Origin of the sequence: Escherichia sp. KTE159 (genome assembly GCF_000408805.1) — a bacterium.
Taxonomy (GTDB): domain Bacteria; phylum Pseudomonadota; class Gammaproteobacteria; order Enterobacterales; family Enterobacteriaceae; genus Escherichia; species Escherichia marmotae.
In genome coordinates, this window is sequence record NZ_KE137292.1 from 860,029 (window position 1) to 883,318 (window position 23,290).

Below are 23,290 nucleotides of genomic sequence, written 5' to 3' on the forward strand. Positions count from 1 at the left end.
GCTTTCAGTCCTATGAATATCGCAATCAGCGAATACAACCACCTACAAACTGTAAGGATAAAAAGGGAGATCTACTATTAAAGGGTTATTTCCCTCTCTTCGCCTACAGGAGTTCGCATGTGGGATGTTATTGATTTATCGCGCTGGCAGTTTGCACTGACCGCGCTATACCACTTTTTGTTCGTGCCCCTTACCCTGGGGCTGATTTTTTTGCTGGCTATCATGGAAACCATTTACGTGGTCACCGGCAAAACAGTCTACCGCGATATGACGCGCTTCTGGGGTAAGCTCTTCGGTATCAACTTCGCTCTCGGCGTGGCTACTGGTCTCACCATGGAGTTTCAGTTTGGTACTAACTGGTCATTCTATTCCAACTATGTGGGCGACATTTTTGGCGCACCGCTGGCGATGGAAGCATTAATGGCCTTCTTCCTCGAATCCACCTTTGTCGGTCTGTTCTTCTTTGGCTGGCAACGGCTGAATAAATACCAGCACCTGCTGGTCACCTGGCTGGTGGCATTTGGTTCCAATATCTCCGCATTGTGGATTTTGAATGCCAATGGGTGGATGCAGTTTCCGACCGGCGCGCATTTCGATATCGACACCTTGCGTATGGAGATGACCAGTTTCAGCGATCTGGTCTTTAACCCCGTCAGCCAGGTGAAATTTGTCCATACGGTGATGGCAGGTTATGTGACCGGGGCGATGTTCATTATGGCGATCAGCGCCTGGTACTTACTGCGCGGACGGGAGCGTGATGTCGCTTTACGTTCGTTTGCTATCGGTTCGGTCTTTGGCACACTGGCGATAATCGGCACGCTGCAACTTGGAGACAGTTCTGCTTATGAAGTCGCACGCGTTCAGCCGGTAAAACTGGCGGCAATGGAAGGGGAGTGGCAAACCGAACCGGCACCTGCGCCGTTCCATCTCATTGCCTGGCCGGAACAGGATCAAGAGCGTAACGCTTTTGCCATCAAAATCCCTGCGCTGTTAGGGATCCTCGCCACTCACTCATTAGATAAGCCTGTACCAGGGTTGAAAAATTTGATGGCTGAAACTTATCCACGATTGCAACGCGGGCGTATGGCCTGGCTGCTGATGCAGGAGATTTCGCAAGGCAACCGCGAGCCGCATGTACTGCAAGCATTTCATGAGCTGGAAAACGATCTCGGTTATGGCATGTTGCTCTCCCGCTATGCGCCGGATATGAATCATGTCACACCTGCGCAGTATCAGGCGGCTATGCGCGGTGCTATTCCACAAGTTGCGCCGGTGTTCTGGAGTTTCCGCATCATGGTGGGCTGCGGTTCGCTGTTGTTACTGGTAATGCTGATTGCGCTCGTTCAGACGCTGCGCGGCAAAATCGACCAGCATCGTTGGGTGCTGAAAATGGTGCTCTGGAGTTTGCCGCTGCCGTGGATTGCCATTGAAGCAGGGTGGTTTATGACCGAGTTTGGCCGTCAGCCGTGGGCGATTCAGGACATTTTGCCAACATACTCCGCGCACTCTGCCTTAACCACAGGACAACTGGCTTTTTCACTGATCATGATAGTAGGGCTTTACACCCTGTTCTTAATCGCTGAAGTCTACCTGATGCAGAAATATGCCCGTCTGGGGCCAAGCGCGATGCAGAGTGAACAACCGACGCAGCAGCAGGGGTAAAGGAGAGAATCATGTTTGATTATGAAACATTGCGCTTCATCTGGTGGCTACTGATTGGCGTGATTCTGGTGGTCTTTATGATCTCCGACGGATTTGACATGGGGATCGGTTGCCTGCTGCCGCTGGTGGCGCGTGATGATGATGAACGCCGGATAGTGATTAACAGTGTTGGCGCACACTGGGAAGGCAACCAGGTCTGGTTAATCCTCGCGGGAGGGGCATTATTTGCCGCCTGGCCCAGAGTTTACGCCGCTGCGTTTTCTGGATTTTATGTGGCGATGATCCTGGTGCTGTGCTCGCTGTTCTTCCGCCCGCTGGCCTTTGATTATCGCGGAAAAATCGCGGATGCACGCTGGCGTAAAATGTGGGATGCCGGGCTGGTCATCGGTAGTCTGATACCGCCGGTCGTCTTCGGTATCGCGTTTGGCAATTTGTTACTCGGCGTGCCGTTTGCTTTCACGCCGCAATTACGCGTGGAGTACCTCGGTAGCTTCTGGCAATTGCTGACGCCATTCCCTCTACTGTGCGGTTTGCTCAGTCTTGGAATGGTGATTTTGCAAGGGGGCGTCTGGCTGCAACTAAAAACAGTCGGTGCTATTCACCTGCGTTCGCAACTGGCGACCAAACGCGCGGCTCTGCTGGTGATGCTCTGCTTTTTGCTGGCGGGGTACTGGCTGTGGGTTGGTATTGATGGCTTCGTATTGCTCGCTCAGGATGTTAACGGTCCATCCAATCCGTTAATGAAACTGGTTGCGGTATTGCCTGGTGCCTGGATGAATAATTTTGTTGAATCGCCGGTATTGTGGATCTTCCCGCTGCTGGGTTTCTTCTGCCCGTTGCTGACGGTGATGGCGATTTATCGTGGTCGCCCCGGTTGGGGATTTCTGCTGGCGTCATTGATGCAATTTGGCGTGATTTTCACGGCAGGCATCACGCTGTTTCCATTTGTTATGCCTTCGAACATCAGCCCGAGCTCCAGCCTGACGCTGTGGGATAGCACCTCCAGTCAACTGACGTTGAGCATTATGTTAGTAATTGTGCTGATATTTTTGCCTATTGTGTTGCTCTACACTGTGTGGAGCTACTACAAAATGTGGGGGCGTATGACAACTGAAACTCTCCGCCATCACGATCATGAGCTGTACTAAGGAGGGATGAACAATGTGGTATTTATTGTGGTTCGTCGGCATTTTGTTGATGTGTTCACTCTCCACCGTGGTGTTGGTGTGGCTGGAACCGCGTCTAAAAGGTTGATTTGACGCACAACGAACATAGGCCGGAGAAGAAGCGTCAGCGTCGTATCCGGCAATAATGCGAAACATGAAAAACGGAAACCTGGCGATGAAAGCGATATTGCTCCCCTTTTTTTCTCTTCTGCTTCCGTTAACACCACTACCTGCATACGCTCAGAGTGAGCCGGAACTGAAATTGGAGAGTGTGGTGATTGTCAGCCGTCATGGCGTGCGTGCCCCCACTAAATCTACGCAACTCATGCAGGAAATTACTCCAGACACATGGCCAGGTTGGCCGGTGAAACTGGGTTGGCTGACACCACGAGGCGGTGAGCTGATCTCTTATCTCGGACATTACCAACGCCAGCGTCTGGTGACTGACGGTTTGCTGGCAAAAAATGGCTGTCCGAAACCAGGTCAGGTGGCGATTATTGCTGATGTCGACGAACGCACCCGTAAAACAGGCGAAGCCTTTGCCGCCGGGCTGGCTCCCAATTGTGCAATAACCGTACATACCCGGTCAGACACCGCCAGTCCCGATCCGCTATTTAATCCGCTGAAAACCGGTGTCTGCCAACTGGATAAAGCGAACGTGACTGAAGCTATTCTTAACAGGGCAGGCGGCTCGATCACTAACTTTACTGATCATCGGCAAACGGCATTTCACGAACTGGAGCGGGTGCTTAATTTCCCGCAATCAAGTCTGTGCCTCAAACGAGAGAAACAAGACGAAAGTTGTTCATTGACGCAAGTATTGCCGTCTGAACTGAAAGTAAGTACCGATAACGTTTCATTAACCGGTGCGGTGAGTCTGGCATCAATGCTGACGGAGATATTTCTCCTGCAGCAGGCACAGGGAATGCCGGAGCCTGGTTGGGGACGAATTACTGATTCACACCAGTGGAACACCTTGCTGAGTCTGCATAATGCGCAGTTTTATCTGCTGCAACGTACCCCAGAAGTGGCCCGTAGCCGTGCCACGCCCCTGTTGGATTTGCTCCTGACGGCGCTGACGCCACATAATCCGCAAAGGCAGAGCTATGGTGTTACGCTACCGACTTCGCTGCTGTTTATTGCCGGGCATGATACTAACCTGGCGAATTTAGGTGGGGCACTGGGACTTAACTGGACGCTGCCGGGCCAACCGGATAACACCCCGCCGGGAGGTGAACTGGTATTTGAACGCTGGCGGCGGCTAAGTGATAACAGTCAGTGGATTCAGGTTTCGCTGGTATTCCAGACCTTGCAGCAGATGCGTGATAAAGCCCGTCTGTCGCTTGATACGCCGCCAGGGGAAGTGAAGTTGACGTTGGCCGAGTGTGAAGAAAGAAACGCGCAGGGCATGTGTTCACTGGCGGATTTTACGCAAATCGTGAATGAAGCGCGTATTCCGGCCTGCAGTTTATATCAGGATAAATAAACATTTGCCGCTGTTGGTCCACGCAGGCCATTAACGCGGCAAAACTCTACGCGTAACCCTGGTATAAGTACTTCTGCGTCGCGGGGGCTGAATGCGGAAATATGGACCTGGACTTCTTTACGACCGTCGGAGGGGATGATGAATCCTTTGCCGCTTTTGCGATCAAAGGTTTTGACAATTCCTGTCATTTTACGGGACAAACAAATTCCTTACTAAAAATACTGCGCTGCACTATACGGTTTTAAAAAAATAAAGCCAGCGATATTTAAGACCGCCGGACGGCTAAAATAAATTTGCTTAATTATGTGTATCATGCGTTAATAGCTGCGTCGGTTTGAAAGACAGACAGCATACAAAGTAGTTTACTAAAGCAGTTCTCATTATCAGGCATTATCCCCTTCTTTTGAGTCTCTCTCCTGAACACTAAGTAGTTTCTGTATTAAAGCCCTGTTTGCCGAAAGGCCCAAAATGAAGGAAGTAAAATATGTCTAATAAAATGACTGGTTTAGTAAAATGGTTTAACGCAGATAAAGGTTTTGGCTTTATCACTCCTGATGATGGCAGCAAGGACGTCTTCGTTCATTTCACCGCCATCCAGAGCAATGAATTCCGCACTCTGAATGAAAATCAGAAAGTCGAATTTTCTATTGAGCAGGGGCAACGTGGTCCCTCGGCAGCGAACGTTGTTGCGCTCTAAGGTTGCCGTTATTACTCAACATCTCCATTTCCGCTGTCCATGTTGTCATGGTTCACAGTACCGCACATCGGCATTCGATGTGACGGAGCGAAATCCTTTGGGAGCTAAGTGTATTTTCTGTAAATCGACGATGATCACCTTTGATAACGTTGCTTTACAAATACGCACAGACCATGCGCCACTGGATTTCACAAAATAATATCAGGCTCCCTCGCGGAGCCTTTTTTATATCTTCTGTTTGCACTCATCCCTGTATGCATATTGAGCGATAACCTACTGATTATTGAATCTTTCAGGCAGATAGCTTATAACTTTTGTTACCTGAACAGGGAACCAACACCTTACTGGCGTGTTGCTGCCTTTTAAGACCAGAAGAGGTTAACAGTGAATATTGAAGAGCTAAAAAAACAAGCCGAAACAGAAATCTCCGACTTTATTGCGCAAAAAATCACCGAGTTAAACAAGAGCACAGGGAAAGAAGTCTCTGAAATTCGCTTCACCGCGCGGGAGAAAATGACCGGGCTTGAAGGCTATGACGTCAAAATCCAAATAATGTGATTTTGTGGACATCACCCCAGCACGAGGTGATGTTCCGCTTGTCACTCTGTTAATGACCAATCATTGCCGCCCGTGGAATTAAGCGTCGGTACAATTCCTCTGGCACCGGGCTTTGCCATACACCTGCATACATCGCGTAACCAATCACCGCGAACATAATTCCCAATATCAGTAGTGTTATTAGCCAGCCAGATAACGCAAAAGCTTTTTTATTTATCGCGGGGTTTCGCAGCGAAAAAGTTAATGTTGAGGCGACCGGGCATGACTCGATGCAGGTCATACAGCCGGTACATTCCACCGTTCTAACCTGGATTAATTTATCGACAGGGATCCGTGACGGACAATTATTTGCGCATTTGCCGCAGTCGATACAACTTTCGGCATTGCGACGAATCTTAAACGGCGATAATAGCGAAACCAGTCCCATTAACGCGCCATACGGGCAGAGATAACGACACCAGGCATGGCGAATAAACAGGCTGGCAATCAGCAAAACGATCACGCTGATTAACGTCGCTGTCCCCATATGACGAAAGAAATCGAGCATTTTAACATCCATCACCACGCTGTAGGGCGATAGCATAAAATAGTGAATCGCCTGAGCGGGCATGAATAACGCGATATAGAGAAAAAAACTCAACAGCAGATATTTCACCGCACGCAGAGGAATATCCAGCCAGAGAGGAAGGGCAAATTGCCGACCAAACAGTTTTTTCCCCAGATCGCCAATTAACTCAGATAGCGTACCAACCGGGCATAGCCACGAGCAAAAGGCTTTTTTCAGCAGCAAGCTGATAATGATAAAAGCGACCAGCAACAGCATCGCGGCGGCGTGCACGGAAGGTAACTGGCCTGTTTCAAGGCTGTATTTCAGATTCATCAGACCGGCAATAGGGAGCCAGCCTTCAATACCACCTGGCCTTGCGATAAAAGGCGTACTACCTGCCGTTTCGTAATAGCGCACCCAATACCAGAAGGTGATGGCAATATAAATATTGATTGCCAGCAGTAATAATTGCGTCGCTTTACGCCAGGTCGTGGCATTGCGCCAGTCATTCCACGGTAATTTACCGCCCGTTGTGCCTGGCCGCCGCTGCCAGCGGATTCTTTTTTTCTCAGCCATGATTTTGCCAGTCCATTAAGTTGCATGCTAAATGCTACTATTCTAAGTCTTCTTATCTGGCTGATATTGATTCAAATCGCGTTCAGGTCTTTCTTATTCAACCACTCTTCCAGAGCCGCGATACTGCGTGTAATTTCTTCGCGCGGCAGGAGAGCGGCTAATGGTTCCCGCTCAAGTTGCCCGCACAACTGGCTGGCACTGCGCATTCCCAGACTGGCGCAACTACTTTTTAGCTGGTGTGCAGCGCGTTTGATTTTCTCGCTGTCGTGTCTGGCGCGAGCAGTATCTATTTCATCAAGAAGCGGCAGGGTATGTTGTTTAAATAATGTCAGCCATTCGTGGATCTTATCCGCTCCCATTAACTGTGCATCTTCATTGAGTTGCGATACATCCAGCGGCTGATCGTTATTTTTTTGCTGGTGGAGATAGTGCGCCAGTAACTGACCGAGCACTTCACGCGGCACCGGTTTAGGGATAATTCCGCGAAATAGCGAACTGGTACGCTGGCGCAACGTTTCGTCGATGACATGGGCGCTAAAGCCAATCAAAACCAGCGACGGATATTGCAGCGAAAGTTGCCTGGCAAGTGTAATGCCGTCGATATCCGGCAGATCAAAATCCACCAGCGCGGCAGCAAACGATTCACTATTTTGCAGCGTCTCTAAAGCCTGCGTGGCATTTCCAACGGCAGTGACCTGAGCACCACTGGTGTTCAGTATCTCGATGGTAATACGCTGCGTTAGCGGGTTATCTTCAATTAACAGCAAGCGTAAACCATCCAGATGCACCGCCTGATTGACTATTTTAGGTGCTGGCGCGGTGGCAACGCGTAACGGTAACCGTAAGCAAAAACAGCTTCCAACCCCCGGCGTGCTTGTGGCGATCAGTTCGCCGCCCATCGCCTGGGCCAGGCTGGTACTGATCGTCAACCCCAGTCCACTGCCGCCGCGTTTACCACTCACCTGAACAAATGGCTGGAAGATATCAGCCAGTTTCGCGGGATCAATACCACAGCCGCTGTCTTCCACTTCGACCAGCCATTGTTCGCCATCAGTGCGGCTACGCAGGACAATCTGCCCCTCGTCAGTGAAACGCAGGGCATTACTCAACAAATTGGTAATAACCTGGCGAATACGTCGCGGATCACCCATTAACGCGGTCGGTACATCGTCGGCAATTTCCGTTGCCAGTCGAATCGGACGACCTTTCACCCGCCCGCTCATTAATTGCAGGGTACTTTCCAGCAGCGGGCGTGGTTCATACGGTTCATCGCTGACCGAGACATTCTTGCCACCTGCTTCGATAGCCGAATAATCGAGAATATCGTTAAGGATGGTCAGCAATGATTCGCCAGAATCGGTAATTGCCCGCAAGTCATCACGCTGGGCGTTAAGCGCCGGGTTATCCGCCAGCAGTTGAGCGGTGCCGAGAATGCCGTACAGCGGAGTGCGGATCTCATGGCTCATTGCCGCCAGAAACGCCGATTTTGCCTGACTGGCTTTTTCTGCTTCTGCCCGTGCCAGCCGGTGTTCTACTACCAGTTCCTGCAATTCGGCAGTGCGCGCTTTGACCTGCGCTGCCAGTTGTTCGCGGTGGCGATTAAGCGCATGAACACTACTGCGAAAAGCATCCATCAGCCGCCCGATGGTATCCAGCTCCCGCACGCCAGCGGTTTCCGGGAAAGGGGAGTCGATATCGCCGTCCAGCAGGCGTTGCAGTGCCTGCGTTTGTTCGGCAAGTGGGCGCGTGACTGAACGATAAACCACGCGCCAGAGGATCAGAATCAAAGAGCAAAGGGAAACAACGCCCAGGAGTAGCAAGCTGTATTGCCCTCGTTCACTGGCTTTTTCCAGATGAGTGAGTCCACTTTGGTTGCGTTGCTCAATAGTGTCAACCAGTTGGCTGACTTCGCTACTAAACTGTGCGAACTGGGCGATGTTATTTTGGGCGAGAGTTTGCAGACGATTGCTGATTTCATTGTCCTGCTGATAAAGCGCCAGTAAATCGCTATAACGATGAATGATTTCTAAGGATTGTGCCACCCGTGTGCGCACACCCGGATCTTCAATGCGAATTTGCCGACGTTGTAGAATTTTCACTGCATTATTGAGTTGATTTTCCAACGTTGGTGCATCTTTCTGGATCTGCTCCAGCCTCAGAGTCATCACCATTTGCTGCACCCGCAGGGCGCTGAGACGCAGTTCATTCATTTGGTTAACGTACTCAAGATCGATATCAATCAGCCGATCGAGCGCACTTTCGGCAGCCTGGTGTTGATGACGTTCGATCAAATCATAAATCCCGGCTTGAGTGGCTCCGGCAGAGGTCGCAGCGTTATTCGCCTGACCTTGCGCCATACGTGCGATCGCATCAGCGGCAGCGACAATTTGCTGACTGAGTTGTTGCTGTTGCTGGCGCAGTTGCAAACGCTGCCCCACCAGTTCGCCTTGCTGACGTAACGAACGGGAGATCTCCTGCTCCTGTTGTTCAATCGCAGAGGTGTCGAAACCTTGTTCCCGTAACGCTTGCAACAACGCGTTAATCTTCAGGCTTTGCGCGGTGAGCATTCGCCCCTGTGCCTGCCACATCTTTTCGTTATCGGCACTGGTCAGGTTCTGCGCGGCGAAAAGTTCCCAGGCGCTGGCTTCGCTCAACTGACGCGCCATATTCATGGTAGGAATCAATGCCTGAGTATTGGCTTTTTCTACCTGGCTGACAAAACGCAGGTTGTACCATCCCACCAGAGTACTGGTCAGGGTTAGCAACGCCATCAGGGCAAAGCCCATCCAGAGTCTTCGGGTCAGGGTTAAATTCACAGTTGGTGCACTTTAGGTGAAAAAGGTTGAGTCGCAAAGTGGAATGCATCTAGCATAAAGCCTTATTATTGATGAGGCTATCATGCGCATACTGCTTTTGTTACTTCTTCCCTTTTTCGTGTTACCCGTTTTTGCGGGCGATAACCTGTTGCGCTGGCATGATGCGCAACATTTTACGGAGCAGCCTGTTACATCACTTAAAGTCAAACGCTCATGGAAATTGTGTGCGCTCTATCCCAGTCTGAAGGATTCATACTGGTTATCGTTGAACTATGGTATGCAGAAAGCAGCCCGCCGCTATGGTGTGGATTTAAAAGTGCTGGAGGCCGGTGGCTACGGTCAGTTGGCTACTCAGCAGGCGCAAATTGAGCAGTGTAAACAATGGGGCGCAGAAGCGATTTTGCTCGGTAGCAGCACGACGTCATTTCCCGAATTGCAAAAGCAGGTAGAAAGTCTGCCAGTGATCGAGCTGGTGAATGCCATTGACGACTCACAGGTAACAAGCCGCGTTGGCGTGCCCTGGTTTCAGATGGGCTATCAGCCGGGGCGGTATCTGGTGCAATGGAGCAACGGAAAACCTCTCAATGTATTGTTGATGCCCGGCCCGGACAACGCCGGGGGTAGTAAGGAGATGGTAGCGGGGTTCCGCGCAGCCATTGCCGGAAGCCCGGTGCGTATTGTTGATATTGCGCTCGGAGATAACGATATTGAAATCCAGCGTAACCTGTTGCAGGAGATGCTGGAGCGTCATCCAGAAATCGACGTTGTTGCCGGAACGGCCATTGCCGCAGAGGCGGCGATGGGCGAAGGGCGCAACCTGAAAACGCCGCTCACCGTAGTGTCATTTTATCTTTCACACCAGGTTTATCGTGGCCTGAAGCGGGGAAGAGTTATTATGGCTGCCAGCGATCAAATGGTCTGGCAGGGGGAACTGGCTGTTGAGCAGGCTATCAGACAATTACAGGGACAATCGGTGTCTGATAATATCAGCCCACCGATTTTAATCCTGACGCCGAAAAATGCCGACCGTAAACATATTCGCCGCTCGCTGTCGCCAGGAGGATTTCGTCCGGTCTATTTTTATCAGCACACATCAGCGGCTAGGAAATAGCCCTCGCCATGTTGAGTCACCAGTAAATCCGCGCTGAGTTTATGGCGTAAACGACGAATTAACACATCGACGGTACGCAGGTCGGGGTTTTCCACCCGACGGGCAGAGAGCATACGCAGCAGACGTTCGCGACTGAGAATTTTGCCGGGATTGGTCACAAACGCCACCAACATTTCATACTCTGCGCGGGTCAGTTTAATCGGCTCGCCATCCAGCTCCAGCGTATGGCGCGACACATTTAGGCAATAACCAGCAAAGCAATAACAGTTGTCCTGAGTAAGTGGTTGCACCTGCCGCGCGAGGTCGATGCGCCAGAGCAGATTTTTCACCCGCACCACCAGTTCGCGCAATTCCAGCGGCTTGGTTACGTAATCGTCCGCGCCCATCTCCAGCCCGACAATGCGGTCAATCTGATCGCTGCGTCCGGTAACCAGAATAATGCCTACCGTCGAACGTTCCCGCAACGCGCGGGTTAACATCAGGCCATTTTCATCAGGTAAATTAATATCCAACAGAATTAAATCGACCGGCTGATTCTGCATAATTTCCCGCAGCCCGGCACCGCTCGCCGTAACGGAAACGGTATACCCCTCTTGGGTAAAGTAGGTTTGTAAGCGTGCCTGGGTAATCGGCTCATCTTCAACAATAACAATATGATGTGGCATCAGGGGGGATTACTCATTCTGTTCATATCTGTTCATATTTTGCCGTAAGCCGTTCATCCTGACCAGTGCCGCTGTTCATATTTGCTCATTAAGATCACTTCACTAAACCTTAATTTTACAGGGGCTATTATGCGGAAACTCTGGAATGCGCTACGCCGACCCAGTGCTCGTTGGTCGGTGCTGGCGCTGGTCGCTATTGGGATTGTAATTGGCATCGCGCTGATTGTGTTGCCTCACGTTGGGATCAAAGTCACCAGCACAACCGAATTTTGTGTCAGTTGCCACAGTATGCAACCGGTGTATGAAGAATATAAACACTCGGTGCATTTCCAGAACGCCTCTGGCGTGCGTGCCGAATGCCATGACTGCCATATTCCGCCGGATATTCCGGGCATGGTGAAGCGTAAACTGGAAGCGAGCAACGACATTTACCAAACCTTTATTGCCCACTCCATTGATACACCTGAGAAATTCGAAGCCAAACGAGCGGAACTTGCCGAGCGTGAATGGGCGCGAATGAAAGAAAACAACTCGGCAACCTGCCGTTCCTGTCATAACTACGATGCGATGGATCATGCGAAGCAGCATCCGGAAGCGGCGCGTCAGATGAAGGTGGCAGCGAAAGATAACCAATCCTGCATCGACTGTCATAAAGGTATTGCCCACCAGTTGCCGGATATGAGTAGCGGTTTCCGTAAGCAGTTCGACGAGCTGCGCGCCAGTGCTGATGACAGTGGTGACACGCTGTACTCCATTGATATCAAGCCGATTTATGCGGCGAAAGGCGATAAAGAGGCGTCTGGTTCTCTGCTGCCTGCCTCAGAAGTGAAAGTCCTTAAACGTGACGGCGACTGGCTGCAAATTGAAATTACCGGCTGGACGGAAAGTGCCGGACGTCAGCGTGTACTCACCCAGTTCCCAGGCAAACGCATCTTTGTTGCCTCGATTCGTGGTGATGTTCAGCAGCAGGTGAAAACGCTGGAGAAAACCACCGTGACCGATACCAATACCGAGTGGAGCAAGTTGCAGGCCACTGCGTGGATGAAGAAAGGCGACATGGTGAACGACATCAAACCAATCTGGGCTTATGCGGATTCGCTGTACAACGGCACCTGTAATCAGTGCCACGGCGCACCGGAAATCTCCCACTTTGACGCTAACGGTTGGATTGGCACGCTCAACGGCATGATTGGCTTTACCAGCCTCGATAAACGTGAAGAACGCACCTTGCTGAAATATCTGCAAATGAATGCGTCCGACACTGCAGGCAAGGTTCACGGCGATAAGAAGGAAGAAAAATAATGAAGAATAACGATCTCTTTCAGGCATCACGTCGGCGTTTTCTGGCGCAACTCGGCGGCTTAACTATCGCCGGGATGCTGGGGCCGTCACTGTTAACGCCGCGCCGTGTGAATGCGGCGCAAGCGGCTACTGAGGCGGTCACCTCGAAAGAGGGCATTCTGACCGGGTCGCACTGGGGGGCTATCCGCGCGACGGTGAAGGATGGTCGCTTTGTGGCGGCAAAACCGTTCGAACTGGATAAATATCCGTCGAAAATGATCGCCGGATTGCCGGATCACGTACACAACGCGGCGCGTATTCGTTACCCGATGGTACGCGTGGACTGGCTACGTAAGCGCCATCTGAGCGACACATCCCAGCGTGGCGATAACCGCTTCGTGCGCGTGAGCTGGGATGAAGCCCTCGACATGTTCTATGAAGAGCTGGAACGTGTGCAGAAAACGCACGGTCCGAGCGCCCTGTTGACTGCCAGCGGTTGGCAATCGACGGGGATGTTCCACAATGCTTCCGGTATGTTGGCGAAAGCCATTGCACTGCATGGCAATAGTGTCGGTACAGGTGGTGACTATTCTACCGGTGCTGCGCAGGTGATCCTGCCGCGTGTGGTTGGTTCGATGGAAGTGTATGAACAGCAAACCTCCTGGCCGCTGGTATTGCAGAACAGCAAAACCATTGTGCTGTGGGGCTCCGATTTGCTGAAAAACCAGCAGGCGAACTGGTGGTGCCCGGATCATGACGTTTATGAATATTACGAGCAGCTAAAAGCGAAAGTTGCTGCTGGTGAAATTGAAGTCATCAGCATCGATCCGATCGTGACGTCAACTCACGAGTATTTGGGGCGTGAGCATGTGAAGCACATTGCGATTAACCCGCAAACTGATGTGCCGCTGCAATTGGCGCTGGCGTATACGCTGTACAGCGAAAATCTGTACGACAAAAACTTCCTCACCAACTACTGCGTGGGCTTTGAGCAGTTCCTGCCGTATCTGCTGGGCGAGAAAGACGGTCAGCCGAAAGATGCCGTATGGGCTGAAAAACTGACTGGTATTGATGCCGAAACAATTCGTGCGCTGGCACGGCAGATGGCGGCGAACAGAACACAGATCATTGCTGGCTGGTGTGTACAGCGTATGCAGCACGGTGAACAGTGGGCGTGGATGGTTGTGGTTCTGGCAGCGATGCTGGGACAAATTGGCCTGCCGGGCGGTGGCTTTGGTTTTGGCTGGCACTATAACGGCGCAGGTACGCCGGGGCGTAAAGGCGTTATTCTGAGCGGTTTCTCCGGTTCAACGTCGATTCCGCCTGTTCACGACAACAGCGACTACAAAGGTTATAGCAGCACCATTCCGATTGCCCGTTTTGTCGATGCGATCCTCGAACCAGGGAAAGTGATCAACTGGAACGGTAAATCGGTAAAACTGCCGCCGCTGAAAATGTGTATTTTTGCCGGAACTAATCCATTCCATCGTCATCAGCAGATCAACCGTATTATCGAAGGCTGGCGTAAGCTGGAAACGGTTATCGCCATAGATAACCAGTGGACCTCAACCTGCCGTTTTGCCGATATCGTGCTACCTGCGACCACGCAGTTTGAGCGTAACGATCTCGACCAGTACGGCAACCACTCCAACCGTGGAATTATCGCTATGAAACAGGTGGTGCCGCCACAGTTTGAGGCGCGCAACGACTTTGATATTTTCCGCGAGCTGTGCCGTCGCTTTAATCGTGAAGAAGCCTTTACTGAAGGGCTGGATGAAATGGGCTGGCTGAAACGCATCTGGCAGGAAGGTGTACAACAGGGCAAAGGACGCGGCGTTCATCTACCAGCGTTTGATGACTTCTGGAATAACAAAGAGTACGTCGAGTTTGACCACCCGCAGATGTTTGTTCGCCACCAGGCATTCCGTGAAGATCCGGATCTCGAACCGCTGGGGACGCCGAGCGGCCTGATTGAGATCTATTCGAAAACCATCGCTGACATGAACTATGACGATTGTCAGGGGCATCCGATGTGGTTTGAGAAAATCGAACGCTCCCACGGTGGGCCAGGCTCGCAGAAATATCCGTTGCATTTGCAATCTGTGCATCCGGATTTTCGACTTCACTCGCAGTTATGTGAGTCGGAAACTCTGCGTCAGCAGTATACGGTGGCGGGTAAAGAGCCTGTCTTTATTAGCCCGCAGGATGCCAGTGCGCGCGGCATTCGTCACGGTGATGTGGTACGCGTCTTTAACGATCGCGGTCAGGTGTTAGCAGGGGCAGTCGTTTCTGACCGTTATGCACCCGGTGTGACGCGAATTCACGAAGGGGCATGGTACGATCCGGATAAAGACGGCGAGCCAGGGGCGCTGTGCAAATACGGTAACCCCAATGTGTTGACCATTGACATCGGCACCTCACAGTTGGCGCAGGCGACCAGTGCGCATACCACACTGGTGGAAATCGAAAAATACACAAGCACAGTGGATCAGGTGACGGCGTTTAGCGGCCCCATCGAAATGGTGGCGCAGTGCGAATATGTTCCGGCGTCGCAGGTGAAATCATGACTTCCTTGACGGCACAACAGACTGCCTGCGTCTACGCCTGGCTGGCGCAGTTGTTTTCCCGTGAACTGGACGATGAACAACTGACGCAAATCGCCAGTGCGGAGATGGCTGAATGGTTTTCTTTGCTGAAAAGCGAACCGCCGCTGGCTGCGGCGGTGGACGAGCTGGAGAAAAGCATTGCTGCCCTGGTGGTACGTAACGACGCCCGTCTGGAACTGGCCGCTGATTTTTGCGGCCTGTTTTTGATGACCGACAAGCAAGCGGCGCTGCCGTATGCATCGGCCTACAAACAGGACGAGCAAGAGATTAAACACTTGTTGGTTGAGGCGGGCATGGAAACCAGTAGCAACTTCAACGAACCGGCAGATCATCTGGCGATTTATCTTGAGTTGTTGAGCTATCTGCATTTTTCACTGGGGGAAGGGAAAGTTACCACACAAAAAATCAACAGCTTACGGCAAAAAACGCTGGCGGCGCTGCGATCATGGCTACCGGAATTTGTAACGCGTTGCCGTCAGTATGACAGCTTTGGTTTTTACGCGACACTAAGCCAGTTATTGCTGGTGCTGGTGGAGTGCGACAACCAAAACAGATAATGCCGTTTGTAGGCCTGGTAAGACGCGTTAAGCGTCGCATCAGGCATTATGGCACAGCCGCCGGATGCGGCGTGAACGCCTTATCCGGCCTACGGGACAGTGATCTTTGTAGGCCTGATAAGACGCGTTAAGCGTCGCATCAGGCATTATGGCACAGCCGCCGGATGCGGCGTGAACGCCTTATCCGACCTACGGAACAGTGATCTTTGTAGGCCTGATAAGACGCGTTAAGCGTCGCATCAGGCATTATGGCACAGCCGCCGGATGCGGCGTGAACGCCTTATCCGACCTACGGCACAGTGATCTTTGTAGGCCTGATAAGACGCGTTAAGCGTCGCATCAGGCAACAAACTCACGGATGAGCCACAAACCGGGAAAGCCGTTGGCGCAGCAGGCGGTTTTCCTGTTTCAGATGTGCGATATCATCCATTAACGTTAGCGCCACCGCGATCCCCGGCCAGTCAAGCGCCAGTTCCTGACGCAGACGTACCGCGCGTTGCACCACAATGGCGGCATGGTCGTCAAACACCCAGGTCGTTTCCTGAATCTCACGCGGTTCAACTACGCCTAAACCGACAATTTCATTCAACTCCTCTTCAGAAATGCCGGTATGCAGGCAAAATTCAGTAATGGTAAAAGTCACCGTAACGTTAGCCATTATGCTTTCCCCCAATCTTTACGTGGATCAAAAGACGACTGGGCGTCTGCCAGTTGTTGCCACAGCGCAGCAGTGTTTTCATCAGGTTTCGGCGGCATGACGATTTTCAGCACCGCATACAGGTCGCCGGTCTGTTTTTTACCGACCAGACCTTTACCTTTAACGCGCAATCGTTGTCCGGCCTGACTGCCTGGTGGGATGGTCAGCAAAATGCTTTCTTTCAGTGTTGGAACGGTGACTTTAGCTCCCAGTGCCGCTTCCCACGGGCTAACCGGCACCACAATTTCCAGATCCTGACCGACAATATCAAACAACGGATGTGGCGCAATATGAATCACCAGCCACAGATCGCCATTCGGACCGCCGTTTTCGCCCGGCGTCCCCTGGCCTTTCAGGCGGATACGTTGACCATTGCCGACACCCGCCGGGATCTTCACATTCAGCGTTTTCGGGATTTCCTGTTCGATCATGCCAAAGGCGTTATAAACCGGCAGGTTATAGCTGATGGTACGTTTATGCTCAGTAAGCGTTTCTTCAAGGAATACCGCCACTTCGATTTCAATGTCGTGGCCACGTGTGGCCGGGCGCTGGCGGCTCTGACGGGCATGCTGACCGAAAATTGATGAGAAGATATCGTCAAAATCTTCGGCGTTGAAACTCTGGCCGTCACCATGCTGGAACTGACGGTTAAATTGCGGATCGTTGCGATGTTGCCACATCTGATCATATTCAGCGCGACGTTGTTCATCACTCAATACTTCCCAGGCTTCAGCGACCTCTTTGAAGCGGGCTTCGGCATCGGGTTCTTTGCTGACATCAGGATGGTATTTGCGGGCCAGTCGACGATAGGCGGTCTTGATTGTCTTGAGATCGTCCGTCGGTTTCACGCCCATGATGGCGTAATAATCCTTTAATTCCATAGCGTTATCTCGCGTAAATCAATACAGACAAAGGGAAACCCCTGACAAGGTATCAGTGTTAAGTGTAGGGGAAATCAGAAAAAATCGTAGGTCTGTGACGAAACATAACTAAAAATGATATTTTCAGCCTGAATGTTGGCAGGTAAAAGAGGGGGGCGTTTACCCTTCATGGATGCCCCATGACTACGTTGCCAGGGGGCTGAAAACGGGGAACTTATCTTGCTTTTACTGCCGTGACCATCACTTCAACCAGAATCTCCGGGCGAGCCATCTCAGCTTGTACGGCAGCACGGGCTGGGCTATATCCTTCTGGTATCCAACTAACCCATACGTCGTTGAAATCGGCAAAATCGCGGGTAATATCTTTTATCCATACCTGCGCGGATAAGATATGAAATTTATCACTGCCAGCCGCTGCAAGTAATTCGTCGATTTTTTCCAGCACTTCGCGCGTTTGTTGCGCGATGTCTGGGGTATTGCTTTTCGGTGTCTGGCCGGAGAGAAAAACAAGGTTGCCATATTCCACGCTGGCGGCCAGACGCGGCTGTGGGTTATTACGTTTGATATTCAAGCTGATTGGCTCCATGTCAGTCCATCAAGTGAAATTGCAGGATCTTCGCCCGACAGCAGAGCGCCTAACACCACAGCACTACCTGCCGCCAGCGTGAAGCCCAGACTGCCCTGACCAAGATTCATCCAGAGATTTTGATACTTCGCCCGTCCTAATAGTGGCGGACCCGCAGGAGTGGATGGACGCATACCTGTCCATAATTCGGCATCATCGATACCTTGCAGTTGCGGAAAACTGGAGGCTACGATCTGTTTTAAGGCATCAATGCGTTCAGGGCGCAGTTCATTACCGTCATAGCCAATATCGACCATGGCGGCGATACGCAACCGGTCACCGAGTCGGGCATAGACAATTTTATGACCATAGTCGGTGACACTGATTTGCGGTGCGATCCCCATTTTTTGTGGGAAAGGGAGTGTCAGACTGTAACCTTTCAGACCGCAAAGCGGTACGTGAATCCCGGTTTCGGTAAGTAAATGTGTGCTGCCATTTCCGGCGGCAACGACATAATCATCAGCAATCAGCGTTCCTGTACTGGTGGTAATGGAGACTATGCGCTCACCTTTTTTATTCAACTGCAAAACTTCACAACCGGTCTGTAGCGAAAAATTCGCGCTGGCATTAAGTTTGGCAAGTAATGCCTGGCAGAACTTATAGCAGTCCGCCGTTTCATCGCCGGGAGAATAAATACCACCGCACAGGGAATTACCAATATGTTTTAGTGCGGGTTCAAGATGAACGCACTCTTCGCGTAATAGAGTCTGTTGAAAATGCGGATTAATGCCTTTTGCCGCTTTGGCTAAATCTTGCTGGCGGCGATGAATAATCAGTTTGCCAGAACGGCGCCAGTGGAAATCATCAAGATTATCCTCCAGCAACCACGCTTCCATTACCTGACGACTTAATAGTGATAAGCGTAAAATATGATCGCCATTGAGTTTATTTGTCCGGTTATTGCAGGCCAGTAAAAACGCCAGCAACCAGCGCCACTGACTTAATGACATGCGCAAACGCATATTCAGTGGAGAGTCACTTTTCCCCATCCATTTAAGCCCCTGCATCGGTACGCCTTTATCCGCCAGAGGGGCAACGTAACGATAACTGAGTTGCCCACCGTTAGCGAAACTGGTGGCGACGCCTGCCTGGCTGTTGCGTTCTAACAATTGTACCTGATGGCCCTGTTTTACCAGGACCCATGCTGTCGCCAGACCAATGACCCCGCCGCCAATAACTACAATGCGTTTTTTCATCACCTGAGATATCCACCGCTAATAAATGCGTTGGGGTTATGTCAAAACATTTAGGCCTGAGGAGCAATTGACTTTTTATTTTCAGGGTATAACTCAAGGTTAATGGCTCGCAGTTGCTGACGTAATTGCTGGCAGAGGAAATCAACAAATTTTTGTGTAATGGGGCTAAGTGACACGTCGGCACGACGTAGCAAACAAAGATCAATTTTCATTGGTGGTTCGATGGGGTGAATTGTTTCTGCCGGGAGGTTATGACGGGCAGAGAAAATATCGGTAATACTGCATCCCATTCCTCGTTTTACAAATTCAGTCGCCATGTAATAGGTCTGGACATTCAGGCGCGTTGTCAAAAAATCACGCCGTTTGGCTATGGCATTGGAAAGGGAATGTGGGCCAGGAGAAATCCAGCGTTGTTGGTCAATCTTGTCTATTTCTACCGCGCCCTGGCGATAGTCCCGGTCGATATAAACCAGCGGAACTTCGGCTATCAGTGTCGTCATAATCTCCCCCTGTTGAATCGGCTGTAGCGTCAGGGCCAGATCAATCTCACGCAGATCAAGTTTTTTAACCAACGTTTCAGTGTGCTCTGTCGTCAGTGTCATTACCAGATTTGCATTCTGCTGGTAAAACGCAGTGACTATTTCGGGCACCAGGCTTAACCCCAGGCTTGGCAGGCATCCCAGGGCTATTCTGGCTCGGGGATCTCGCGTCAGGTTATCGGCCAGCAGTCGCAGGTTATCGAGTTCGTGATAAATCGACTGCGCTTTTTCAAAAAGTGTGATCGCTTCGCTGGTTGGAAGAAGCTTGCCACGAACTCGCTGAAAGAGCTGAAAACCGAGTTTTTGTTCAGCGTTTTTTAACGCTTTACTGGCGGCCGGTTGGGAAATATTCAGCGATTCCGCTGCACGTGAAAGTGTTCCGCATGTCATCACGGCATAGAAGATTTCCAGGTGGCGCAGTTTCATTAAGAGTTAACCCAGAGTTATAGACGATAGATAAAAAGTCATTTCATGGTAACACCAAGTTAACATAAATTTAATCTGTAACGCCTGTTCTGGTAACAATGCGTTATTTGCCCACCTAAAAGGGGTTAATTACGAACTCAGAATAATACCTGTAGTACCCGGACAAACCCTCAGTGCATTTTGCCAACAATAATAACGAGGGGGGATATTTTCTGAGCTGTCCAAATACATCGGCTGATATTGACGGTCGATTCGATGGGGTTAAGGAGTTATATGAGTGACTCAATGCTCGCTGGTGGTTTGCTAACCAGACAAAATATCACCAAAAAGAATGTCATTATTGGCTTACTGTTGGTTATTTTTTTATTGACAGCGTTCTGGTGTCAGGGGCGTCCAGGTAATGAACTCGGACTGCTGGGTTTCACACCGTTGGTGGCGTTAGCGGTGCTCTCGTTGATAGGCGTCGATATTGTTCTGGCGGTTATTTCATCCATTATTATTGCGATGATAATGACTTCCACCGGTTTACCAGAAATGGGCACCATGCTGGCAAAATCGACAGGATCGTTTATCGCCACTGTTGGACTGATCATTATGCTTGGCGCAGGCGTCGGTGAAGTGGCAACACGTACCGGAGCGGCCGTTGAACTGGTCAAATTTGTGGTACATCGGATCGGACTTTCCAGCCAGACACGGGTCAAATTTGGCATCGTCATCTCTTCCATTCTCATCTGTGGCGCGCTGGGCACTATGGCGGGTGGCAATGCCATTATTGTTGCGGTGATTATTCCTGTGGCAGCAGCAGTACGGCTTACACCTCCCACGGTGGCGGCACTGATGATGACGGCGGGGTCAGTGGGATTGTTTACCGGGCCTTTTACCCCCAGCACAGTGACGATTTTACAACTCGGCGGCCTGACTTATCCGCAATATCTGATGTACGTCGGGTTACCAATGAGCGCCGTGACGTTATTCGCAGGCTGGATCATGGCCGGGCGAATTCAGAAGATGACGGAAGGAAAATTTCATTACGACGTCGATCTTTCAGAGAAAACGCAGGAAGAAGAAGATCCCGCACGCGATCGCCGTCGCAAGCTCAGCGCCCTGGCATTTGCAGCAACCATTATTGTTATGGCGGTTATTGGCGTAGTGATAAAAGCAGGTTTTAGTTTTGCCATTATCGTTATGTTGTTGGTGGCTCTGGTCACCGGGCTGGTGGGAGGGTTAAGTCCAACCAGGATCTTGCAGGCGCTGTATAAAGGGTGTGGCAGGCTGGTGTGGATGTTTCTGCTCTACTGGCTGTATAACCCGATTCTGGAACTTATGGATAGCCTACAGGCGTATCAGGGGTTGCTCGAATATACCCAACCCCTGTTAACCGGGATATCTCCGGCATGGCTTTGCTTCTGTATTTTTGCCTTTAACATTATCGGTCATGTGCCTGGTGCCGCAGTGGCTCAGATGACTTTTACGCACAAAATATTTGGCCCGATGTTGATGGCTGCAGGTGTACCGCCACAGGGTACAACGGCGGTATTGTTAGCTTCATCGCAAGTGGACTGGTTTGGGCCTTTCCCTTCATCGGATATGTTTGGCCAAATGGGGCTGGCACAATCTACTCACCTGAAATATATGCTTTATAACGGTTGGGCCATTGTCATTGCCAATATCATTCTTTTTGCCGTGCTGTTTCAGATATTAGTTTAACGATACAAACCAGGCGATAGCGCAGCTACTGTCCGTTATCGCCTGACGGTTTCCCGCCTCGTCATCTGCTAAATTGCGAACCGGTTCCCGGAAAAATGCCATATTTCTGTCACACTCTTAATTGATTGATAACTAAAGAGGTGATGGGAATGAAAAAAACGCTAATCGCTGCGGCCGTGGCTGGAATGGTTTTACTCTCTTCGAATGCTCAGGCACAGACAGTGCCGGAAGGCTATCAGCTACAGCAAGTGCTACTCATGAGCCGTCATAACTTACGTGCGCCGCTGGCAAATAATGGCAGCGTGCTTGAGCAGTCCACGCCGAATAAATGGCCGCAATGGGATGTCCCCGGAGGGCAACTCACCACCAAAGGCGGCGTGCTGGAAGTGTATATGGGCCATTACATGCGTGAATGGCTGGCAGAGCAGGGGATGGTGAAATCGGGCGAATGTCCGCCACCGGACACCGTTTACGCCTACGCGAACAGCCTGCAACGTACCGTCGCCACTGCGCAGTTCTTTATTACTGGCGCATTCCCGGGGTGTGATATTCCTGTTCATCATCAGGAAAAAATGGGCACGATGGACCCAACCTTTAACCCGGTAATCACCGATGATTCCACTGCATTCAGCGAGCAGGCAGTGGCAGCAATGGAAAAAGAGTTGAGTAAACTCCAGCTTACCGACAGCTACCAGCTACTGGAAAAAATCGTTAACTATAAAGATTCTCCGGCCTGTAAAGAAAAACAGCAGTGTTCACTGGTGGATGGCAAAAATACTTTTAGCGCGAAATATCAACAAGAGCCGGGCGTTTCCGGGCCGTTGAAGGTGGGCAACTCGCTGGTGGATGCGTTTACTTTGCAATACTACGAAGGTTTCCCGATGGATCAGGTGGCCTGGGGAGAGATCAAATCAGATCAACAGTGGAAGGTGTTGTCGAAACTGAAAAACGGTTACCAGGATAGCCTGTTTACTTCACCGGAAGTGGCGCGCAATGTCGCGAAACCGCTGGTGAGCTACATCGACAAAGCCCTGGTCACCGATCGCGCCAGTGCGCCGAAGATTACGGTGTTGGTAGGACACGACTCTAACATTGCCTCGCTACTCACTGCGCTGGATTTCAAACCGTATCAACTGCATGACCAGAATGAACGTACGCCCATTGGTGGCAAGATTGTCTTCCAGCGTTGGCATGACAGCAAAGCCAATCGTGATTTGATGAAAATCGAGTATGTGTACCAGAGTTCGCAGCAGTTGCGTAATGCCGACGCCTTAACCCTGCAAGCACCTGCTCAGCGCGTGACGCTGGAACTTACCGGCTGCCCGATAGATGCCAACGGATTTTGCCCGATGGATAAGTTTGATAGCGTGTTGAATGAGGCAGTGAAATAACAGAAAGCTCCCCCGCGAGAAGCGGGGGAGTATGAGACAGATGACAAATGTTAGATTGCCTGATGCGCTACGCTTATCAGGCCTACCCGAGAATTGCACT

The 23,290-nt window shown here is 51.0% G+C and carries 22 protein-coding genes and 1 pseudogene; 14 read left to right on the forward strand and 9 right to left on the reverse strand.

Annotated features, from left to right (window positions below):
• Positions 1 to 117: 117 nt before the first annotated feature.
• The 4 genes from appC to A31E_RS17435 all read left to right on the forward strand — a co-directional run bounded on the left by appC (position 118) and on the right by A31E_RS17435 (position 4,314).
• Entirely contained in the window at positions 118 to 1,662 is a 1,545-nt protein-coding gene (gene appC / locus A31E_RS17450) for a cytochrome bd-II oxidase subunit 1 (RefSeq protein WP_016248566.1), read from the forward strand.
• Positions 1,663 to 1,673: 11 nt separating this feature from the next.
• A complete protein-coding gene (gene appB / locus A31E_RS17445) occupies positions 1,674 to 2,810 on the forward strand; it encodes a cytochrome d ubiquinol oxidase subunit II (RefSeq protein ID WP_016248567.1) in 1,137 nt (378 codons plus the stop codon).
• A 13-nt stretch (positions 2,811 to 2,823) separates the two neighbouring features.
• Entirely contained in the window at positions 2,824 to 2,916 is a 93-nt protein-coding gene (gene cbdX, locus A31E_RS17440; protein ID WP_000270307.1) for a cytochrome bd-II oxidase subunit CbdX, read from the forward strand.
• Between the two features lie 87 nt (positions 2,917 to 3,003).
• The gene (locus A31E_RS17435; protein WP_016248568.1) at positions 3,004 to 4,314 is read left to right on the forward strand and encodes an AppA family phytase/histidine-type acid phosphatase; all 1,311 of its coding nucleotides are present in this window, start codon (positions 3,004 to 3,006) and stop codon (positions 4,312 to 4,314) included.
• On the opposite strand, the gene cspH is transcribed toward A31E_RS17435, so the two are convergent.
• Positions 4,302 to 4,514 carry a cold shock-like protein CspH gene (gene cspH, locus A31E_RS0122285; RefSeq protein ID WP_000087760.1) on the reverse strand — a complete coding sequence of 71 codons (213 nt, stop codon included), beginning with the start codon at positions 4,512 to 4,514 and terminating at the stop codon, positions 4,302 to 4,304. The genes A31E_RS17435 and cspH overlap by 13 nt on opposite strands.
• A gap of 284 nt (positions 4,515 to 4,798) precedes the next feature.
• Between cspH and cspG the strand changes: the two genes are divergently transcribed.
• The 4 genes and pseudogenes from cspG to A31E_RS17425 all read left to right on the forward strand — a co-directional run bounded on the left by cspG (position 4,799) and on the right by A31E_RS17425 (position 5,569).
• Positions 4,799 to 5,011: a cold shock protein CspG gene (gene cspG, locus A31E_RS17430; RefSeq protein ID WP_000066492.1), complete on the forward strand. Its 213-nt coding sequence runs from the start codon at positions 4,799 to 4,801 to the stop codon at positions 5,009 to 5,011.
• Between the two features lie 10 nt (positions 5,012 to 5,021).
• On the forward strand, positions 5,022 to 5,210 hold the full coding sequence (locus tag A31E_RS23945) for a cold shock small protein YmcF (RefSeq protein WP_071524879.1): 189 nt from the start codon (positions 5,022 to 5,024) through the stop codon (positions 5,208 to 5,210).
• Positions 5,185 to 5,406: pseudogene (locus tag A31E_RS26185) on the forward strand (cold-shock protein). Before A31E_RS23945 ends, A31E_RS26185 begins: the two are co-directional and overlap by 26 nt.
• Entirely contained in the window at positions 5,396 to 5,569 is a 174-nt protein-coding gene (locus A31E_RS17425; protein WP_001019201.1) for a GnsA/GnsB family addiction module toxin, read from the forward strand. Before A31E_RS26185 ends, A31E_RS17425 begins: the two are co-directional and overlap by 11 nt.
• 49 nt (positions 5,570 to 5,618) lie before the next feature.
• On the opposite strand, the gene A31E_RS17420 is transcribed toward A31E_RS17425, so the two are convergent.
• Complete coding sequence (locus A31E_RS17420) at positions 5,619 to 6,692, reverse strand: 4Fe-4S binding protein (protein ID WP_016248569.1); 1,074 nt, start codon at positions 6,690 to 6,692, stop codon at positions 5,619 to 5,621.
• Positions 6,693 to 6,763: 71 nt separating this feature from the next.
• On the reverse strand, positions 6,764 to 9,508 hold the full coding sequence (gene torS, locus A31E_RS17415; protein ID WP_071990829.1) for a TMAO reductase system sensor histidine kinase/response regulator TorS: 2,745 nt from the start codon (positions 9,506 to 9,508) through the stop codon (positions 6,764 to 6,766).
• Positions 9,509 to 9,590: 82 nt separating this feature from the next.
• On the opposite strand from torS, the gene torT reads away from it, so the two are divergent.
• A complete protein-coding gene (gene torT / locus A31E_RS17410) occupies positions 9,591 to 10,619 on the forward strand; it encodes a TMAO reductase system periplasmic protein TorT (protein ID WP_001516147.1) in 1,029 nt (342 codons plus the stop codon).
• Here torT and torR read toward each other — a convergent pair.
• Positions 10,592 to 11,284, reverse strand: coding sequence for a two-component system response regulator TorR (torR, locus tag A31E_RS17405; RefSeq protein ID WP_001120100.1), 693 nt, complete (start codon positions 11,282 to 11,284; stop codon positions 10,592 to 10,594). The two genes, torT and torR, sit on opposite strands and share 28 nt — an antisense overlap.
• 129 nt (positions 11,285 to 11,413) lie before the next feature.
• Between torR and torC the strand changes: the two genes are divergently transcribed.
• From torC to torD, 3 genes are read left to right on the forward strand one after another with little or no spacing between them, the layout of a single operon-like run.
• Positions 11,414 to 12,586, forward strand: coding sequence for a pentaheme c-type cytochrome TorC (gene torC, locus A31E_RS17400; RefSeq protein ID WP_016248571.1), 1,173 nt, complete (start codon positions 11,414 to 11,416; stop codon positions 12,584 to 12,586).
• Complete coding sequence (gene torA, locus A31E_RS17395; RefSeq protein WP_016248572.1) at positions 12,586 to 15,132, forward strand: trimethylamine-N-oxide reductase TorA; 2,547 nt, start codon at positions 12,586 to 12,588, stop codon at positions 15,130 to 15,132. Before torC ends, torA begins: the two co-directional genes overlap by 1 nt.
• Complete coding sequence (gene torD / locus A31E_RS17390; protein WP_016248573.1) at positions 15,129 to 15,728, forward strand: molecular chaperone TorD; 600 nt, start codon at positions 15,129 to 15,131, stop codon at positions 15,726 to 15,728. Before torA ends, torD begins: the two co-directional genes overlap by 4 nt.
• Before the next feature lie 352 nt (positions 15,729 to 16,080).
• Here the strand turns inward: torD and cbpM are convergent, their stop codons facing one another.
• From cbpM to A31E_RS17365, 5 genes are all read right to left on the reverse strand, one after another.
• Complete coding sequence (gene cbpM / locus A31E_RS17385; protein ID WP_000024563.1) at positions 16,081 to 16,386, reverse strand: chaperone modulator CbpM; 306 nt, start codon at positions 16,384 to 16,386, stop codon at positions 16,081 to 16,083.
• On the reverse strand, positions 16,386 to 17,306 hold the full coding sequence (cbpA, locus tag A31E_RS17380) for a curved DNA-binding protein (protein ID WP_000420635.1): 921 nt from the start codon (positions 17,304 to 17,306) through the stop codon (positions 16,386 to 16,388). Before cbpA ends, cbpM begins: the two co-directional genes overlap by 1 nt.
• A gap of 214 nt (positions 17,307 to 17,520) precedes the next feature.
• Positions 17,521 to 17,877 (reverse strand): RidA family protein, encoded by a 357-nt coding sequence (locus A31E_RS17375; protein WP_024193561.1) that lies wholly within the window; start codon positions 17,875 to 17,877, stop codon positions 17,521 to 17,523.
• Positions 17,874 to 19,127 carry a D-amino acid dehydrogenase gene (locus A31E_RS17370; RefSeq protein WP_016248575.1) on the reverse strand — a complete coding sequence of 418 codons (1,254 nt, stop codon included), beginning with the start codon at positions 19,125 to 19,127 and terminating at the stop codon, positions 17,874 to 17,876. The genes A31E_RS17375 and A31E_RS17370 overlap by 4 nt, the downstream gene beginning before the upstream one ends.
• A 50-nt stretch (positions 19,128 to 19,177) precedes the next feature.
• Positions 19,178 to 20,092, reverse strand: a complete 915-nt coding sequence (locus tag A31E_RS17365; RefSeq protein WP_000776564.1) for an HTH-type transcriptional regulator AdmX — start codon at positions 20,090 to 20,092, stop codon at positions 19,178 to 19,180.
• A gap of 273 nt (positions 20,093 to 20,365) precedes the next feature.
• Between A31E_RS17365 and A31E_RS17360 the strand changes: the two genes are divergently transcribed.
• Both A31E_RS17360 and agp read left to right on the forward strand, forming a co-directional pair.
• On the forward strand, positions 20,366 to 21,799 hold the full coding sequence (locus A31E_RS17360; protein WP_016248576.1) for a hypothetical protein: 1,434 nt from the start codon (positions 20,366 to 20,368) through the stop codon (positions 21,797 to 21,799).
• Positions 21,800 to 21,948: 149 nt separating this feature from the next.
• Positions 21,949 to 23,190 (forward strand): bifunctional glucose-1-phosphatase/inositol phosphatase, encoded by a 1,242-nt coding sequence (gene agp / locus A31E_RS17355; RefSeq protein WP_016248577.1) that lies wholly within the window; start codon positions 21,949 to 21,951, stop codon positions 23,188 to 23,190.
• Positions 23,191 to 23,290 lie beyond the last annotated feature (100 nt).

Excerpts from the sequence above, each read along its gene's own strand:
- appC (WP_016248566.1), top strand. The coding sequence starts at position 118 with ATGTGGGATGTTATTGATTTATCGCGCTGGCAGTTTGCACTGACCGCG.
- appB (WP_016248567.1), top strand. The coding sequence starts at position 1,674 with ATGTTTGATTATGAAACATTGCGCTTCATCTGGTGGCTACTGATTGGC.
- cbdX (WP_000270307.1), top strand. The coding sequence starts at position 2,824 with ATGTGGTATTTATTGTGGTTCGTCGGCATTTTGTTGATGTGTTCACTC.
- A31E_RS17435 (WP_016248568.1), top strand. The coding sequence starts at position 3,004 with ATGAAAGCGATATTGCTCCCCTTTTTTTCTCTTCTGCTTCCGTTAACA.
- cspG (WP_000066492.1), top strand. The coding sequence starts at position 4,799 with ATGTCTAATAAAATGACTGGTTTAGTAAAATGGTTTAACGCAGATAAA.
- A31E_RS17420 (WP_016248569.1), bottom strand. The coding sequence starts at position 6,692 with ATGGCTGAGAAAAAAAGAATCCGCTGGCAGCGGCGGCCAGGCACAACG.
- torT (WP_001516147.1), top strand. The coding sequence starts at position 9,591 with ATGCGCATACTGCTTTTGTTACTTCTTCCCTTTTTCGTGTTACCCGTT.
- torR (WP_001120100.1), bottom strand. The coding sequence starts at position 11,284 with ATGCCACATCATATTGTTATTGTTGAAGATGAGCCGATTACCCAGGCA.
- torC (WP_016248571.1), top strand. The coding sequence starts at position 11,414 with ATGCGGAAACTCTGGAATGCGCTACGCCGACCCAGTGCTCGTTGGTCG.
- torA (WP_016248572.1), top strand. The coding sequence starts at position 12,586 with ATGAAGAATAACGATCTCTTTCAGGCATCACGTCGGCGTTTTCTGGCG.
- torD (WP_016248573.1), top strand. The coding sequence starts at position 15,129 with ATGACTTCCTTGACGGCACAACAGACTGCCTGCGTCTACGCCTGGCTG.
- cbpM (WP_000024563.1), bottom strand. The coding sequence starts at position 16,386 with ATGGCTAACGTTACGGTGACTTTTACCATTACTGAATTTTGCCTGCAT.
- cbpA (WP_000420635.1), bottom strand. The coding sequence starts at position 17,306 with ATGGAATTAAAGGATTATTACGCCATCATGGGCGTGAAACCGACGGAC.
- A31E_RS17370 (WP_016248575.1), bottom strand. The coding sequence starts at position 19,127 with ATGAAAAAACGCATTGTAGTTATTGGCGGCGGGGTCATTGGTCTGGCG.
- A31E_RS17365 (WP_000776564.1), bottom strand. The coding sequence starts at position 20,092 with ATGAAACTGCGCCACCTGGAAATCTTCTATGCCGTGATGACATGCGGA.
- A31E_RS17360 (WP_016248576.1), top strand. The coding sequence starts at position 20,366 with ATGAGTGACTCAATGCTCGCTGGTGGTTTGCTAACCAGACAAAATATC.
- agp (WP_016248577.1), top strand. The coding sequence starts at position 21,949 with ATGAAAAAAACGCTAATCGCTGCGGCCGTGGCTGGAATGGTTTTACTC.